Annotated in this window: 15 protein-coding genes and 1 pseudogene; 8 read left to right on the plus strand and 8 right to left on the minus strand. The window is 37.1% G+C overall.

All coding sequences use genetic code 11. From position 1 onward, the window contains the following. Positions 1 to 101: 101 nt before the first annotated feature. A complete protein-coding gene (locus SAGCYANO_RS30315) occupies positions 102 to 245 on the minus strand; it encodes a hypothetical protein (protein WP_202223460.1) in 144 nt (47 codons plus the stop codon). Positions 246 to 853: 608 nt separating this feature from the next. Between SAGCYANO_RS30315 and SAGCYANO_RS30320 the strand changes: the two genes are divergently transcribed. The 4 genes from SAGCYANO_RS30320 (at position 854) to SAGCYANO_RS50800 (ending at position 3,465) form a co-directional block, all read left to right on the plus strand. Next, positions 854 to 1,606, plus strand: a complete 753-nt coding sequence (locus SAGCYANO_RS30320; protein WP_202223461.1) for a PEP-CTERM sorting domain-containing protein — start codon at positions 854 to 856, stop codon at positions 1,604 to 1,606. Between the two features lie 186 nt (positions 1,607 to 1,792). Further along, positions 1,793 to 2,554, plus strand: coding sequence for a hypothetical protein (locus SAGCYANO_RS30325; RefSeq protein WP_202223462.1), 762 nt, complete (start codon positions 1,793 to 1,795; stop codon positions 2,552 to 2,554). 128 nt (positions 2,555 to 2,682) lie between these two features. Continuing rightward, positions 2,683 to 2,943: a hypothetical protein gene (locus SAGCYANO_RS30330; RefSeq protein WP_202223463.1), complete on the plus strand. Its 261-nt coding sequence runs from the start codon at positions 2,683 to 2,685 to the stop codon at positions 2,941 to 2,943. 453 nt (positions 2,944 to 3,396) lie between these two features. Beyond that, positions 3,397 to 3,465, plus strand: coding sequence for a hypothetical protein (locus tag SAGCYANO_RS50800; RefSeq protein ID WP_375340021.1), 69 nt, complete (start codon positions 3,397 to 3,399; stop codon positions 3,463 to 3,465). Positions 3,466 to 4,096: 631 nt separating this feature from the next. On the opposite strand, the gene SAGCYANO_RS30340 is transcribed toward SAGCYANO_RS50800, so the two are convergent. Next, a complete protein-coding gene (locus SAGCYANO_RS30340; protein ID WP_202223465.1) occupies positions 4,097 to 4,693 on the minus strand; it encodes a phycobiliprotein lyase in 597 nt (198 codons plus the stop codon). Between the two features lie 759 nt (positions 4,694 to 5,452). Between SAGCYANO_RS30340 and SAGCYANO_RS30345 the strand changes: the two genes are divergently transcribed. After that, entirely contained in the window at positions 5,453 to 6,289 is an 837-nt protein-coding gene (locus SAGCYANO_RS30345; protein ID WP_202223466.1) for a pentapeptide repeat-containing protein, read from the plus strand. A 148-nt stretch (positions 6,290 to 6,437) separates the two neighbouring features. On the opposite strand, the gene SAGCYANO_RS30350 is transcribed toward SAGCYANO_RS30345, so the two are convergent. Then, positions 6,438 to 6,590, minus strand: a complete 153-nt coding sequence (locus SAGCYANO_RS30350; RefSeq protein WP_202223467.1) for a sulfotransferase — start codon at positions 6,588 to 6,590, stop codon at positions 6,438 to 6,440. Positions 6,591 to 6,630: 40 nt separating this feature from the next. After that, positions 6,631 to 7,497: an HIT family protein gene (locus tag SAGCYANO_RS30355; protein ID WP_202223496.1), complete on the minus strand. Its 867-nt coding sequence runs from the start codon at positions 7,495 to 7,497 to the stop codon at positions 6,631 to 6,633. A gap of 368 nt (positions 7,498 to 7,865) precedes the next feature. Between SAGCYANO_RS30355 and SAGCYANO_RS50805 the strand changes: the two are divergent. The 3 genes and pseudogenes from SAGCYANO_RS50805 to obgE all read left to right on the plus strand — a co-directional run. Beyond that, positions 7,866 to 8,006: pseudogene (locus SAGCYANO_RS50805) on the plus strand (bestrophin family ion channel); the annotation flags it as partial. Positions 8,007 to 8,571: 565 nt separating this feature from the next. Further along, positions 8,572 to 9,294, plus strand: coding sequence for a Mo-dependent nitrogenase C-terminal domain-containing protein (locus SAGCYANO_RS30365; protein ID WP_202223468.1), 723 nt, complete (start codon positions 8,572 to 8,574; stop codon positions 9,292 to 9,294). Positions 9,295 to 11,005: 1,711 nt separating this feature from the next. After that, positions 11,006 to 12,019: a GTPase ObgE gene (gene obgE, locus SAGCYANO_RS30370; RefSeq protein ID WP_202223469.1), complete on the plus strand. Its 1,014-nt coding sequence runs from the start codon at positions 11,006 to 11,008 to the stop codon at positions 12,017 to 12,019. Positions 12,020 to 12,321: 302 nt separating this feature from the next. Here obgE and SAGCYANO_RS30375 read toward each other — a convergent pair whose 3' ends face one another. The 4 genes from SAGCYANO_RS30375 to hpsB form a co-directional block, all read right to left on the minus strand. After that, positions 12,322 to 13,050, minus strand: a complete 729-nt coding sequence (locus SAGCYANO_RS30375) for a Tfp pilus assembly protein FimT/FimU (protein WP_202223470.1) — start codon at positions 13,048 to 13,050, stop codon at positions 12,322 to 12,324. Between the two features lie 535 nt (positions 13,051 to 13,585). After that, positions 13,586 to 14,149 (minus strand): Tfp pilus assembly protein FimT/FimU, encoded by a 564-nt coding sequence (locus SAGCYANO_RS48850; protein ID WP_202223471.1) that lies wholly within the window; start codon positions 14,147 to 14,149, stop codon positions 13,586 to 13,588. A gap of 42 nt (positions 14,150 to 14,191) precedes the next feature. Further along, on the minus strand, positions 14,192 to 15,106 hold the full coding sequence (gene hpsC / locus SAGCYANO_RS30385) for a hormogonium polysaccharide secretion pseudopilin HpsC (RefSeq protein WP_202223472.1): 915 nt from the start codon (positions 15,104 to 15,106) through the stop codon (positions 14,192 to 14,194). A 55-nt stretch (positions 15,107 to 15,161) separates the two neighbouring features. Further along, positions 15,162 to 15,851 carry a hormogonium polysaccharide secretion pseudopilin HpsB gene (hpsB, locus tag SAGCYANO_RS30390; RefSeq protein WP_202223473.1) on the minus strand — a complete coding sequence of 230 codons (690 nt, stop codon included), beginning with the start codon at positions 15,849 to 15,851 and terminating at the stop codon, positions 15,162 to 15,164. Positions 15,852 to 15,926 lie beyond the last annotated feature (75 nt).

Here is a 15,926-nt window from a genome sequence, read left to right on the forward strand (position 1 = left end):
GAGGTAATTATCAATTATCAATTAATCAGGACTTACGCAGAACCACCACATCTAGTAGGGGCGTTAACGATAGTTATGCGCAAGCTTTCGGCCGTTTGCCCCTACAAATGCTGTATAATATCATGTCCGTTTATATCGTTTGTATAAACCCAAGGGTGAATATCTACAGGAAATAATGGTTTTTTTCTTGCGAGGGTAGCCTTCGGACCTCTTTCCTGTTCTCTCTTCCAACTTCGGTCTTCCAACTTCGGTCTTCCTTATCTTTGCCATACAATACTGATGCTACCGGACATGATATGAATTAATAGCTGATAGCTGAATGCTGATAGCTGAATACTTACAAATTAATTTTGTTAAAATTTATACAAAAAGCGTTGGTAAATCAAAAGATGAAACCTTAAAGTTCATTCCTCTGTGATAGTTCTAAATATTCAACAAGAGTAGACAAGGGGTGTTGCCTCTAACAGAAAATCATCTTAGGAATTACCAGTCACCTACAAAGGTATCTTCTTAATAGTCGCAGTTTTATAGCAGTTTTTGATTATATCAATATGATTTACAATAATTATGAATAGTATTAGTTATTATGATTATGTCATTTTTCTAGATCTATATAGAATCTAGTAAAGTCTTCACAAACTTCATATATTTAGATGCTTTAAGAGGAGTTAAGATTTACTAAAAATGGAGCTTTATTGTTGCTATTTTTTTTGCTTAAGACTACTCTGAGTATGTAGAGTTACTTAGTTAAAAGTTTTTGAAACAAATAACATAGCTAACTCTAAATGGGTGATGAATCAGATCTCCCTTATTACCCTTTTTTTGAAAACTATCTATATCTAAGGATTCAACGATGAATTTACCGAACTTATTACAAAAGCTAGCTCCTGTTGGAGTAGCAGCTATCGGCGCGATCGCTATAACTGGCATTTCTACTGCTCCTGTTCAAGCTGGTGGAATATCTACTCTAGAATGGGATAATGGAGCAAGTAACTTCAATCAGGAAATGAAAGATGTTTTGGGTGCTGGTATGGGTAGTTTTGATGTTACCTTCAGTCCCCTAGAGTTGGGAGGATCGGCAGCTAGTTTTATCGCTACCAATCACTTTGCACCCTTCTTCGATACTCCTGGATTATTTGATATAATACCTGGTGATTCTGTCGTAGGAACTTTTGAACTGGATTCTATGGTTACTATTAACCCAAGTCCTGGTGTTGCTCTTGCGGGAATGTTCGAACTTACAAACGATCTGAAATTCACCTTTGATAATGATGGGAGTGGTGATGTTAGCGAAGGTGATGTAATGGCTACCATGAAAGCAGGAGCGATGTTCTTAGGTGAAGAGCTAGACAGTGGTGCTGTTGAAGTAGTTCTCACTGAAGGAGACTGGTGGTTCGACATACCTGAATCTGAAGACAAACCAGCCCTGACGATCAAATCAATCGACAGTGTACTTGTATTTGGAGATCTTGAGGGTCCTGATGGAGGAACCTATGCTGCACAAGGTGAAATAGTCAAAGCACCCGAACCTGCTTCGATGTTAGGTATTCTGGCCTTTGGTGGCTTGGGTTTGTCCATGGTTAAGCGCAAGCAAGAAACAAAATAGTTACCAGGGTCTGCCAAACACTGATAACTTGATATATTTTGATTTAGCAATTTTTAGTTTTGCTTAAGAGCTAAAGCTTATTTAAAATATTTTAAACAAGCAAAATCGCTCACTATAAATGGGTGATGAATCAGATCTCCCTTATTACCGTTGTCTTGAAAAGTATCTATATCTAAGGATTCAACGATGAATTTACCGAACTTCTTACAAAAGCTAGCTCCTGTTGGAGTAGCAGCTATCGGCGCGATCGCTATAACTGGCATTTCTACTGCTCCTGTTCAAGCTACTCCAGGTGAAGTATCTACCCTAGAATGGAGTAATGGAGCAACTAACTTCAATCAGGAAATGAAAGATGTTTTTGATGCTGGTATGGGTAATAGTTTTGATGTTACCTTCAGTCCCCTATCTTTGGGAGAACAAGCAGCTGTTTTTATCGCTACCAATCACTTTGCACCCTTCTTCGATACTCCTGGATTGTATGATATAATACCGTCTGATTCTGCCATGGGAACTTTTGAACTGGATTCTATGGTTACTATTAACCCAGGTCCTGGTGTTGATCGTGCGGGAATGTTTGAACTTACAAAGGATCTGAAATTCACCTTTGATACTGATGAGAACGGTGTCGTTAGCGATGGTGATGTAATGGCTACCATGAAAGCAGGAGCGATGTTCTTAGGTGAAGAGCTAGACAGTGGTGCTGTTGAAGTAGCTCTCACTCAAGGAGACTGGTGGTTCGACATACCTGAATCTGAAGACAAACCAGCCCTGACGATCAAATCACAGGACAGTGTACTTGCATTTGGAGATCTTGAGGGTCCTGATGGAGGAACCTATGCTGCTGAAGGTGAAATAGTCAAAACACCTGAACCTGCTTCGATGTTGGGTGTTCTTGCCTTTGGTGGCTTGGGTTTGTCCATGGTTAAGCGCAAGCAAGAAACAAAATAGTTACCAGGGTCTGCCAAACACTGATAACTTGATATAGTTTGATTTAGTCATTTTAGTGGGGTTAAGATTATAATGTTAACACAATCTTAACCTTACTATTTTAATCATACCACGACGATCAATATTAATTGAATAGGTCTGGATTACTAGACAACCCACTAAAACCGATAAAAGGTTGGAATAGTGGAGATTTAGCGTTGAATATTGAAACAGGGGAAGTAGGTAGAGTTAATCCTCGGTCAAAATCAAATAGTTTTAATTTCACAGTGCCAGGACACAAAGCAAAAAGTGTTCATGTAAGTAAATTAAAAGTTGTACATAAAAAAGACGGTTATACCTATACATTTTGTCCACAGTTGTCCATAAATGTCGAGGAAAATGCCGTCTAAAACTTAACAGTGCAAAGTTCTTGGAATAACTATTGCTAGCTAAGGCTTTCAGCGATCTAAGAGTTAAAAACTCATAATTCAAAGCTGTAAGTACTGTAAGCGTTTTCCAGTAATACTTTCAGCCTTTTAAGCAAATAGTTTTTTGGCATAACTTTGTACTCTCCAGCTGGATTATTTAAACCTATTAACTTAAACTTCTCGATTGACATCCTCCCGACGCTGCTCTACGACACAGCGCGGGATTCCTTAACATCACTCATCGGGGCTTTCTGTTTCTTAGCACCCGCCTTCCGGGATTTATTCCCTTCCGGTCTTACCGAATAATTAATAATTAAACAATATTTATGTCCATTTTTGTCTACCTTAAACCATCTATCAAAGGCAAGTTTTACCCGTTTTATGCAATCTTGGCATACCTGAGAATGAATTAGCTTGTAGGAAGGAAACTTGTCTTTGTTAGGTATTCTTGCCCTTGGTGGCTTGGGTTTGTCCATGATTAAGCGCAAGCAAGAAAAAAAATAGTTACCAGGGTCTGCCAAACACTGATAACTTGATATAGTTTGATTTAGTCATTTTAGTGAGGTTAAGATTATACTGTTGACACAATCTTAACCTTACTATCTTCATAATACCATGACGATCGATATTAATTCAATAGATTGGATTATTTCAGCATATTAACTGAAATCTAAAAAGCGTCCGGAGGAAGTACGCAGCGCCCGTTTTAACGGCTGGTTGAATAACGACACGCGGGTAATAAAGGGAATTAAAAGTCTGCTATACTAGATGAATAAGGAACAAGGTTTGTCGCCATGACATGACCGTGCTTTGCGGTGAAATTCCGGTGGACAGGAGACGGGGAATTAACTTCCTACGACGGCTGTTAGCTCCGCATTCGGCACCGAAAAGCAAGTAGGCAGCTAGAGCAGCGAGAAGATTGCTCCAACCAGTGCGAGTAAAACCACTCGTGAAAGCTAACAAAAAAAAAGTAAACTCACAGCTAGATTTCCGTCTATGCCGAGGAGTTTAGGAGTCTGGCCTTCAGGCTTTAAGCAAATGTGGATTTATGAGGGGCTGCGTGCGGAATTTACTTCCGCACATTTATTCGCCCCGTCCCAAATGGGGGTGGACTAACCACAGAATCCAGGGTGTTTCAACCCCTGGAGATGTCAATTCCAGCCATATTCTTCTCAATCATTGCTTCTAATTGTTTGCGAGTAATACAACGACGTTCGGAACAATAGGCCATCAAATTAACACCATTCATCATTCGCACTGTACTAACTCTGACTCGAAAATCATCTGTCAGAAACCAACAACGTTCTTGTCCTTGGTTTCTTTCATATTCTGTGTCAATTGTCAAGACTCCATCTGTGGCAAAATGATATCTACCCACTACAGGAATACCTTCAACATAGCCACGATTACGCAAAAATTTTCCAGTTAAGCCTATTTCTGAATCAGGAATATCTACTAAAATAGCAGCATAATTTGGATTAGGTTCATCATCATCTAAATTATCTTGCCAGTTAAAACTTGCACCACCTGTTGCTAAAGCTGGATTGACATTTTGTTGTTGGCAAACTTCCAAAACTTTAGGGTCATCTTTTGTTAAAACTTTGACGATCAAATTAGATTTCCCTGACTCATCTTGAACAGAATCAAAATGATGGACAGTACGTTGAGAAAACCATATTCCCTCACTTTTAAGAAAAAAATCCATCATTGTCATTGGTGGTGTGAATTTCATTTTTTTTGCCCCTAAAGTTTTGTTAACATCTAAAAGATTTTTAGCTAGAGCGTCGATTCATCTCACACCATAATTGAAAATTTGGTGTGAGATGAATCGACGGTAAATTCATGGGAGGAGATGTCCCATGAATTTACAAATTTTATGTTATGATAGACTCAAGTTGGTTTGAGTTAACAACCGCCAGCGATCAACCATGAAAATCAAATAAGATCAAATAAGATATGGGGTGATATCCCATCCATCCTAGTAATCCGTTGGGAATGTCAAATCTGATGGCGGCCCTAGGTGATCAGCTTTTTGATTGGCCAAAGGGCGGCGGGGCATCCCGTCCTTAAAGCACGCGCTTGTCCGACGGGATACCGGGACTGCGAAACGAGAAGCCCACACTATAGCTTTAGCTTAGTGTGGGAGTTTGTCACTTAAGAAAAATCAATAAAAATTATATTGAGAGTCTTAACAAAGTCAGAAGTCAGAAGTCAGTAGGGGCGTTAACGATAGTTATGCGAAGCAAACGGCCGTTCGCCCATACAGAAGTTAACCCACCCCTCGCCCCTCCTCCCAGGAGGGGAAGTAGGGCATTTGAGCAAGCCTCCAAAATATTTCGCCTTAAAAGGCGGGGTTGCGCGACCCAATTATTTTGATAAAATTTTCACACTCCCGACATCAAATCAAAGATTATAACGGGAGTCCTCTTTAAAGATTTTTTGATAGAATAGCTCAAATATATACTTTAATAGCGAACTCCCTTCAAACAAAATGCAGTTTCAATCAGCCACAGAAATTATTCAAGCTTATCAGCAAAACAAAAATCTGACAGGTAGTAACCTACAAAATATAGATATCAGTCAAATTGAACTATATCAAGTCAATCTGAGTCAAAGCAATTTACAACAGGCCAATCTAAATAATACAATCTTAATTGGAGCTAACTTGAGTGAAGCAAACTTAAGTGGAGCAAATCTCAAAGGCACCGATCTACGAGGAGCAAATCTTCAGGGAGCAAATTTGAGTGGAGCAGATTTAACTGATGCCTATCTTAATAGAGCTGAACTACAAAGGGCTAATTTGACTAATGCTAATTTGGCAGGAGCTAAATTACAAGTAGCTTACTATAATAGCGAAACAATTTGGCCCGAAGGATTTGCTTATAAAAAATCAGGAGCAGTTGGACCAGGAGCTGATTTAAGTGGAGCTTTCTTAAATACAGCTTACCTCCGAGGAGCTGACCTTCAAGGGGCAAATCTTCGGGGTTCTTATCTGAGTGGCACTGACTTGACAGGTGCTAACTTGCAAGGTGCAGCTCTCAGTGGTTCTAATATGAAGGGAGTTTTTTTAGTAGGTGCTAATTTGCGTGATGCTCGACTCAATGGGGTAGAGTTAGAGGGAGCTGATTTACGAGCTGCTGATTTAACAGGGGCGAGTTTAGATAATATTCCTAGTATTGCTGGAGTTGATTTTACTTTGGTGCAGGGATTAAGTGACTCTACTAGAGCTATGTTATGTGGATATTCTGGCAAAGATTTGGGAACCTGGAATTCTTTTACTCGTACTAATACTAAGAGTAGTTTATTCTCTAATTTGACTGATATTTGACTGAGAATAATTTGTATCGCAGAAGAAAGAGGAAAGAAGGAAGAAGAAAAAATCTGGCTTTGTATGTGAGGTACAAGTATTAATATTCAAACTTCAGTAGTGCGAGTATCTTGCTCGCTAGTAGTTTACCTAAGTGAGATGAAATTCACTATAAGTTTTTATATAATCTTGTTTTTGGCCAAAATTTTTTCATAAAATTAGTTTCAGGAGCGATCGCTACCTGGGAATTAGTATTTAATACTTGTTGTAACAAAGTTGTTCCGGAGCGCGGAGTACCGACTAATGAGTCAATCCTCTTCATTTTAAAGGAGAGGTAATTCTAAATTCGCGCATTCTAAATTCTAAATTCTTGAATTCTTTGGCACAACAAATCTCATTCCTCCCTTGACTCCTAAGCTATCTTCCTGATACCGAGGAATGACATGAATATTTGTGTGCATCATTTTTTGTCCTCCGGCACGATTAACATTTATCCCTACATTAAACCCATCCGGATTATACTTTTCCTGTAAAAGTTTCTGCACTTGATTTACCATTAACCAACATTCTAATTGTTCATCTACAGGTAACTCAAAATAATTTGCTAGATGACGCTTTGGTATAACTAAAGTATGCCCTTTTGTAACTGGATAGCCATCAAGTATTGCATAAATTTTTGCTGACTCTGTAATTAATTGTAAATTTTTACGCGGGTTACAAAATAAGCAATTGTTTGTCGAATTTTTTTGCTGATTATAATGAATATATTCATATATTTCACACAACTCATCTGTGTGGATAGATTTAAAAGGTAAGTTAACTAAACACTGATAAGTTGGTTTTTTGTGTATATAATGTTCTCGAAAACCCTCACGTTTCAAACCTCTTCTAACAGCATAATAAGCTTTACCTCCAGGTTTTAATAATTGTGAAACTTCCATCAAAACCTGAGTTTGTACTTGTTCAAATAAAACATTTAAAACATAAAAACAGAGAATAGTATCAAATTTTGCTTGGGGATATTTTGGAAAATAATAAGGGTCATAACCAGTGACTGAAAAGTTTTTTTGTAGTAGTAGTTTAACATCGTTTCCCAACCCACAGCCAAAGTCGAGAATTTTACCAACTAGCAGATTTTTATCTAGCAATAATTGAGCTGGAAATGAAATAAATTTACGTTCTTTAGCAGTAAGGTGGCTATATTGATTTAGTTGTTTATTGGTAAACAAGGAACTTTTGTGATGGATTAATGCAGAATACAATAATTGTAATTGGTAATGGGTAATTTCAGTTATCAGTTATCAGTTATCAGTTATCAGTTATCAGTTATCAGTTATCAGTAAATTTTGCAGCAAAAAGGTTTGAATGATGGAAAATGTTTAATTAATTTTGTGTAAGTTCTATGAATAATTGTCCTCAACTAAAAAATACAAATAACTTCTGAATGAATAAAAATTAATAACTAATTTTAATACTAACTTATACAGCAGATTCCACTTTAATGGTATAAATTAATCGCGGGCAAGATGCCCGCACTTGTATTCATTTAATTGTTAATCTCTATACTTCTTTATGCGAGTAATTTGGAGGTTGTCAAAGGATTGCCACAACCCCTATTCCAAAAGCTTATTCTATTCACTTAAAGCATTTATTACTAATCTATTGCTTTACTATTCCTGTTAAATTTTTTGCTAAATTAAGTTGGTGGACTATTCCTGTGGCAGGTATTATTTATTAGTTTTGCTTTATTAGGAAACGATCTTCCTTCCTATAGATAATATTGGCACGAAAATGACAGAGCATATTTTAGAACTAATCAACTCTGGTTCCTTCAATAATTCTGAATTATGGCAAAGTTGGATAAGTTTATAGGAAATAAGTTATACCAAATTCAAGAAAGATTGTTACAGTAAAATATAGATGCTTAACGGAATTGAAAAATCTTCACTTTTTATTTCTTATACCTACCACCTACCACCTAACACCTTGAATCGCCAATGTAGCAATATTTTTTGAAAATGGTATTAGATGATTTATTTGTAGGGAACAAGGAACGAAGATTTAATTTTTACATTTGGATAATAGTTAAAGACCAGAATCATTATTTTGCATAAAATGATGTAGCCATAACTACTAAAAACCTCATAAATAAAATTAACATAAATCGGAAACATCAGGATTTTAGGCTGGAGAGAGTGAAGTAAAATATAATTAATAACTCCCATACCAACTTAATTTGTGATTGGTTTTAGGAGTCAGGCAAAAAACAGTATTTATTATAGTTATTAATCACAGGTTAAGCCATGACTAACATCGTAAAATCTTCTCTAAACAAAGAACAAACTACTACCTGGTTAAGAGGACTAATGACCGTTGCTTATGCTGATGGAGAATTAGATGCTACAGAGAAAGATTTATTTGACCATTTTAGTCACGAAGAGTTTGCTTCTAAAATTGAAATATCAGAATTACAACCTATTAATCCAGATGATTTAGCTAGGGTACTTGGAGAAAATCCTACCATAGCAGAAAATTTTATGAGAACTGCTGTGATGGTAGCTTTGGCAGATGGAATTTATTCTATTACTGAAGATGACATACTTCATAGATATTGTGATGCTTTAGGACTAAAGGTTAAAGCTTTAGATGCACTGAGAAAAAATTTGGAAAAAGCTAAGGAACAAGCAAGAGAAGATGACTTAGACAGTTGGATTGAAGAAACTGAACATACTGGTACTTTCATTATTCCCCACGACCCCGAACATCATCAAACTGTACTTGCTCCCATTAAAGACTGGTTGGATGGATGGGATATCCATGACCCAAAAGTGGCTCACATGGTATGTAAGATGATTCCCCCTCAATGTCCATTTGAGCGAGATATTGTGATTTTTGGTAAGAAGGTAGCTCACATTCCAGCTATGTGCAAACTTAACCCACTGTACGACCAATTGGTTGGTATACGTTTCCGTGCTTTATCTTATTTGGCAGATGAATGTCAGGAGGATATTTCTAAATATTGTTAGGGAGTAGGGAGTAGGGAGTAGGGAAGAGTTGAGGATTAGAAGTTAAGTTAGAATGTCACATATTAATGACTTTTGAAAATGTCGGCTACTAATGATTTTTAAAGATTTAAAAATTTGGCAAAAAAGAATGGATATTGCTGAAAAATTCTACTTCCTGCACAAGAAACTCAGATGATTATTAGTCTTATTCTGTTCTTAGTTATCGTAAACCTTGGCTTTTGAGAAATCAAAAAATCAGGGTTTCCCCAATTCTCATTGTGTGAAGCTAAAAAAAAACAGTGGTATATTGTCTTGCAACCCCAAAAAAATGGTGATACAACCTACATTCCGCACTTCAAGAGCGTAATATTAAAAGTAGTATATAAATTCGTAGCTTGGTAGGTATTTATACTATGCAAATCATCTCATTTTCGTCGATCAAATTCCGAGTAAAAAGTTTACGCATAAATACTTGCTTGATTTGTTACTCAATTACAGCACCTATGGTTTTCTCCCAAATTCTGTCTCCTGACTCCTGAGTTCTGACTCCTTCTTCGGTTGCTACATTTTGTTGTGCGGAATGTGGGATACAATATAAGCGTTAGGGGTTGTTCGCTCCTAAGCATGACTTTTTATTCAATACAAAGACAGCATTTGCGCTCAATGATTATATATGAAGCGATCGCTCAACTGACAAACCAGCTCAGTTAAATCTCATTGTATGAAGCTCAAAAAAAATCGGTGATATATTGTGTTGCAACCCAAAAAAATTGCGATACAATATAAGCATTAGGGGTTGTTCGCCCCTACGCATGACTTTTTATTCAACGCAAGAACAGTATTTGCGATAAATGATTAATAGATATACAGAAGCGATCGCTAAACTGACAAACCAGCTCAGTTAAATCTCATTGTGTGAAGCTCAAAAAAAATCGGTGATATATTGTGTTGCATCTCCAAAAAAATTGCGATACAATATAATCATTAGGAGTTGTTCGCCCCTACGCATGACTTTTTATTCAACGCAAAAACAGTATTTGCGATAAATGATTAATAGATATAGAGAAGCGATCGCTAAACTGACAAACCAGCTTAGTTAAATCTCATTGTGTGAAGCTAAAAAAAAATCGGTGATATATTGTGTTGCAACCCCAAAAAAATTGCGATACAATATAAGCATTAGGGGTTGTTCGCCCCTACGCATGACTTTTTATTCAACGCAAAAACAGCATTTGCGATAAATGATTAATAGAGATAATGATTAATAGATATACAGAAGCGATCGCTAAACTGACAAACCAGCTCAGTCAAATCTCATTGTGTGAAGCTAAAAAAAAAACGGTGATATATTGTGTTGCATCTCCAAAAAAATTGCGATACAATATAAGCATTAGGAGTTGTTCGCCCCTACGCATGACTTTTTATTCAACTAAAAAAGAGCAGCATAGCACTAAATAGATATATAGTCATTCTGAATAAGACTGGAAAACTTTTTTAGCTGAAACTCTTTCAAGACAAGAAACCCTTGTCTCAATCTTGACTGGAATGAGTATATATGAAACGATCACTCAACCGACAAATCAAAAAAACTCATTGTGTGAAGCTCAAAAAAATTGGTGGAATTTTGTGTTGCATCTCCAAAAAAATTGCGATAGGATGTAATCATTGGGAGTTGTTCGCCCCTACACATGACTTTTTATTCAACTAAAAAAGAGCAGCATTTCGGATAAATATGCAATTTATTGACCAAGCAGAAATTCAAGTAGAAGCTGGTAAAGGTGGCGACGGTATGGTTGCCTTTCGCCGAGAAAAATATGTGCCTGCCGGAGGCCCATCTGGTGGAAATGGTGGCCGTGGTGGCTCCGTGATTTTAGTGGCAGTTGAAAATCTTCAAACTTTGCTCGATTTTAGATTTCAACGTATTTTTAAAGCAGAAAATGGTAAGCGTGGCGGTCCAAAAAATATGACTGGCGCTTCAGGGAGCGATCGCTTAATTGAAGTGCCCCCTGGTACGATGATTTATGATGCGGAAACTGAGGAATTATTGGGAGATTTAGTTACACCGGGACAAAGTTTTTGTGTTGCAAAAGGTGGCAAAGGTGGGTTAGGAAATAAACATTTTCTCAGTAATAGTAACCGCGCTCCTGAATATGCTTTGCCTGGGTTGGAGGGTGAGACTCGAATGTTAAGATTGGAGTTGAAACTGTTAGCTGAAGTGGGAATTATTGGGTTACCAAATGCGGGAAAATCTACTTTAATTGCTGCTCTTTCTGCTGCTCGTCCGAAAATTGCTGATTATCCTTTTACTACTTTAGTTCCAAATTTAGGAGTTGTCAGAAAACCTACGGGAGATGGTACTGTTTTTGCTGATATTCCAGGATTAATAGAGGGTGCTTCTGCTGGTTTGGGTTTGGGGCATGAATTTTTAAGGCATATTGAACGGACTAAATTATTATTGCATTTGGTCGATATTACAGATATTAATCCGGTGGAGAATTATCAGACTATTCAAAATGAGTTGAAAGTTTATGGGCGAAACTTGGAAGATAAAAAGCAAATTTTAGCTTTGAATAAGGTTGATGCTGTAGATTTAGAAAGTTCAGAAATTCAAGAGTTGATTAGTAGGTTTAGGGAGATTAATGAGGGAAAACTTTTCCTGATTTCTGCTGTTGCTGGTATTGGTTTGAAAGAGTTGATGGAAGAAGTTTGGCAGGTGTTGGAATTGGAAGAAAGTGTTATTCAATAATTAATAATTAACAATTAAGTGCCTATGCAAAATTAATTACATAAAGCCCTAATTAATGTTGGGTTTCGCTTCTCTCAACCCAACCTACAAATTTTAATAACTGGGGGGAACAAGAATCATTAGCTGGTAAAAGTCCCCCAAAATTAGGGGATTTAGGAGGCGTGTGATGTAGCAAATGGGACTTATCAGATAGCCTCTTAATCCTTTGGTAATGTAGGTTGGGTAGAACGGTAGTGAAACCCAACAATTTATCCGTCGGGTAAGCTGCGCTAACGTTGATTTTCTCAACCCAACCTACCATTTTAATAGCAATATTTCCCCGTACTTTTCTCGGCCTTTTCATGATCTTGTCCTGTTCGCATAGCTCCAAGCAGAGTGGAAATAATCACGCATCTTTTGGGTTTGTCTTGGTTCTGGTGCTTTATAGCAATACGCCCTTTTGCTTGCAAGCTAGTTTGGGTACATTGATTAGTTGGGTTGTAAACTGGGCAACCTTTATAGTTAAAAAGGGCACGATAGATGGGGTCTGTTTTGTTTTTAGTAACTGTATTGGTATCGGGTTTAACTATCCGGAGAGTAGTTTCATAGTTGCCTTTGTCATTTGTCCCGTTGTCGTCTATCTCAATACCAGGTTCTAGATATTTCCAACTTGAGGTTGGTAAGTCTTTGGGAGCGATCGCTGGTTTATGTAGCGCATATCTAATGACGGGTTGACCAAAAATATTGGTGGTTTCTTGGAAACTTGCTTGCCAAGCTGTTTTATCCCGCATAGCGTTGCGACGAGCTGTAAACATCGCTTGATATATTCTGTCAGTTGAGGTACGGAGACGATAGTTGTTGGTGAAAGCTAGCCATCCAGGAGTAGCGATCGCTGCCAGAATACCCACAACCAAAACAATTAATGTTAATTCTGTGAGGCTATATCCTGCTTCTTTTTGTTTAAGTAATTTTTCTGATAATTTTTTTGCAGTAATTTTAATAATAGTTGATTTTACGGACTTTGATACTTTATTTGATACTTTTACGTTCATTTAAACCCTAATTTCGTGTTTTATAGCAGTTTTCATTAACATAGAATACATAAATTTTAGCTTAAAAGCAGATGGCAGAAATCTTTTAGTCTACATGAGTGAAAACCGTTATACAAATTTGGTAAATGTTTGTTACAAATGGTAGGGACGTTGCATACAACGTCCGTATGAAAGAAGGAACAGGGAAGAAGGAAGAAGAAATGAATATTTAAAAAAATGGGAAAACGATAGAAATAATAATCTAAAATGAATTGGAATAGCTATTTTTCAGCATATCCGGTCAACACCTACCTTTTTGTAGCATTCTTTTTTCAAATTGGTATTATAGGGTCAAATAGAGTAAGACATCTCCAAAAATCAAAAAGACAATCAATTATTATCCAGAAATTATCAATTGTTCTTCCCTATTCCCTATTCCCTCTTTTCTGGAGATGTCTAGTGATATTTTTTAGCACAAAAAATATGCCCTGTCGTTAACCTGGAGTTAGTTTGACAGGGCAGTTATTTTATGGTAATGCATCAGGCTAGAATTAGTTTATGGGCAATCAGCTCCTTCTGCTGTTCTCATTCCACCTAAAAGGGTTTGTACAATTACGCATCGTTTGAGTCCATCATCTGGTGTGGAAACTGTGACTGCAAAGGGTAGAGTTTGTGTACTATCTACTTCATCTAGGTGTACTGCGCCTAGATAGTTAAATCTAACTGAGTTGGTAGTATCACTGGTGACAAGTTTAATCATTCCTGCTTTTATTTCTCCATTAACATTTAATTCTTCTTGAGGTAAGTTTTCTATTTGTACTTCTGGTATGACTGTAGGTGGGTCTCCAGTAGGAGTGAATGTAACAATTACATATTCCTTTTTCAACTTAGCCTCACTTTGTGCTTTCTGTAAAGCTTGCAATACTTGACTATTAACAGTACGAGTACGCTGTCTTGTGACAAAAGCATCCCAGGAAGGGGCGGCGATCGCCGATAAAATTCCGATTATTAGAACTACTACTATTAACTCTATTAAACTAAATCCTGCATTAGAGCTAGTACGTTTAGTTGATAGTTGCTTGGAATAGGTACATAATAATTTTAATATTGTAAATTCCATATAATTTTCCTATTTTTACTATATTCGTATTTAGTTTTAAATTTATTGACCGCCAAACAAGCTACGCCCTTGGACTGTAATACTTCCAGTGGGACAATAAGCCGAATTGGCAGTACAAGTAGGGGTATTATTTTGAATTCTGGCTAAACCATTACCTCGAATAAATACTTTTGCTAAAGTTCTTGATGAGTCTACACAGGCGTAGAAACCACTATTGGCAGTTCCTATTAACTGTGCATCAGGGGAAACATTTGTGCAATCAACAGTACCTGTAGCTGTACCCTGGTCAACGTAATCAATTAAAACTTCTGGATTGCGACCGCCAAAGTCGCCACTGTTTTCCCAGCTATTCATCTGTTCTTCAAGAGTGCCAGTACCACCAATTGGTATATCATTAAAACCTGGATATGCAGCTTCAATAGTATAGTTGGGGTCATCATTATCTAGCCAAAGATTCACTACCGCATCCCTAAGTTCAAACCTTTCAATTCTTACCTGATTAGACCAGATACCATTGGGGTTATTTGTACTGAGGTAATAAGCTATCAAGGAGTAAACATGAGTATCATCAGGAAGCTCAGTATCATCACCAGGAACAGGAATTACACCAGGAACAAACTGTCGTTTCCAAAAGACTAAAATAGGAGTTCTATTGGGAAAAGCTACTTCATTCCCAATATCTGCAGTCACTACTCCATCGTTATCATAAATATATAATGCTTGACTGAGGTCTTGCTCAATATAATCAAGTGCTGTTTGAACTTCTTGCTCTGTATTTGCTTTGGCTTCTTCTTTGACATCTGTATTTAAGATATCAACTACAAAACTGAGCAGAGGTATAGTTATTAAAAAAGCAATAATTGTTCCTACCAGTAGCTCTATCATTGTGAAACCATTAGCACCCTTAGACTTATTGAGCGCTTTACTTTTAATTAGTAGCCTTAGTACATATTTCATCTAAAAATCTTCCTTTTCTACAGTCGTATATTAACTATATTGAAAACTATTTAAGTTAGTTACAAGTTTTAGCTCCACCATCAATAGAAGGAATCCGATCGCATAAATTCTTAAAAGAGTCTTCTGTTGGAGTAACCTCGGTATTGATAGATATCAAAGGGGCTTTGCTATTTCCTATAGCATTTGTCACGATAGTTGAGGGTAGCTCTTTTTTGAGTTCCCCCGATTCTTTAAAAGCATCAGCTCTATATACCCAGATACCTAACTGGTAGCCTTCTGCGTAATTAGGATCGGTAGAGCCCACAGTAAACATACTTGGGTTAAAACTTCCTACATGAAGTACCATATCTGTAAGACTTCCTACTTGACAACCTGAAGTTTCATCACCGTTAACACAAAAAAGCTGGCCATTTCCATTACCAAGGTCATCGCTACAATATTGTCCGTCACTTGAGCAGCTAAGACCTCCAGTAATGGATATAGGAGTTAAGCTTGAAGGGCTAATGTTAAATGTTTTGGGATGAGAAATTACTCCAGAATTGACTCCATCTATATAACTTCTTGCTGCTTGTGTCGCTATTTCTAACCTTCGCGCTTGAACCCGAGTCCCCACAGATAGGGCTATCACAGGTGCCACAGCACTCATTAATACCGCTACTACAACCATCGCAACTAAACTTTCCATGATGGTGTAGCCAGATTCACTTGCTTTTCGGTATTTGTCCCAAATTTTCAGTAATTTCATAATTTCTACCTCCCAATTTTCTGTTTATTAATTAATAGACCTCTTGCACCAAAATTGTACAAGAAGTCTAATCAT

The organism is Okeania sp. KiyG1 (assembly GCF_014132355.1).
GTDB lineage: Bacteria > Cyanobacteriota > Cyanobacteriia > Cyanobacteriales > Microcoleaceae > Okeania.

Coding starts and splice junctions, on each gene's coding strand:
- SAGCYANO_RS30320 (WP_202223461.1), top strand. CDS start 854: ATGAATTTACCGAACTTATTACAAAAGCTAGCTCCTGTTGGAGTAGCA.
- SAGCYANO_RS30325 (WP_202223462.1), top strand. CDS start 1,793: ATGAATTTACCGAACTTCTTACAAAAGCTAGCTCCTGTTGGAGTAGCA.
- SAGCYANO_RS30340 (WP_202223465.1), bottom strand. CDS start 4,693: ATGAAATTCACACCACCAATGACAATGATGGATTTTTTTCTTAAAAGT.
- SAGCYANO_RS30345 (WP_202223466.1), top strand. CDS start 5,453: ATGCAGTTTCAATCAGCCACAGAAATTATTCAAGCTTATCAGCAAAAC.
- SAGCYANO_RS30350 (WP_202223467.1), bottom strand. CDS start 6,590: ATGAAGAGGATTGACTCATTAGTCGGTACTCCGCGCTCCGGAACAACT.
- SAGCYANO_RS30365 (WP_202223468.1), top strand. CDS start 8,572: ATGACTAACATCGTAAAATCTTCTCTAAACAAAGAACAAACTACTACC.
- obgE (WP_202223469.1), top strand. CDS start 11,006: ATGCAATTTATTGACCAAGCAGAAATTCAAGTAGAAGCTGGTAAAGGT.
- SAGCYANO_RS30375 (WP_202223470.1), bottom strand. CDS start 13,050: ATGAACGTAAAAGTATCAAATAAAGTATCAAAGTCCGTAAAATCAACT.
- SAGCYANO_RS48850 (WP_202223471.1), bottom strand. CDS start 14,149: ATGGAATTTACAATATTAAAATTATTATGTACCTATTCCAAGCAACTA.
- hpsC (WP_202223472.1), bottom strand. CDS start 15,106: ATGAAATATGTACTAAGGCTACTAATTAAAAGTAAAGCGCTCAATAAG.
- hpsB (WP_202223473.1), bottom strand. CDS start 15,851: ATGAAATTACTGAAAATTTGGGACAAATACCGAAAAGCAAGTGAATCT.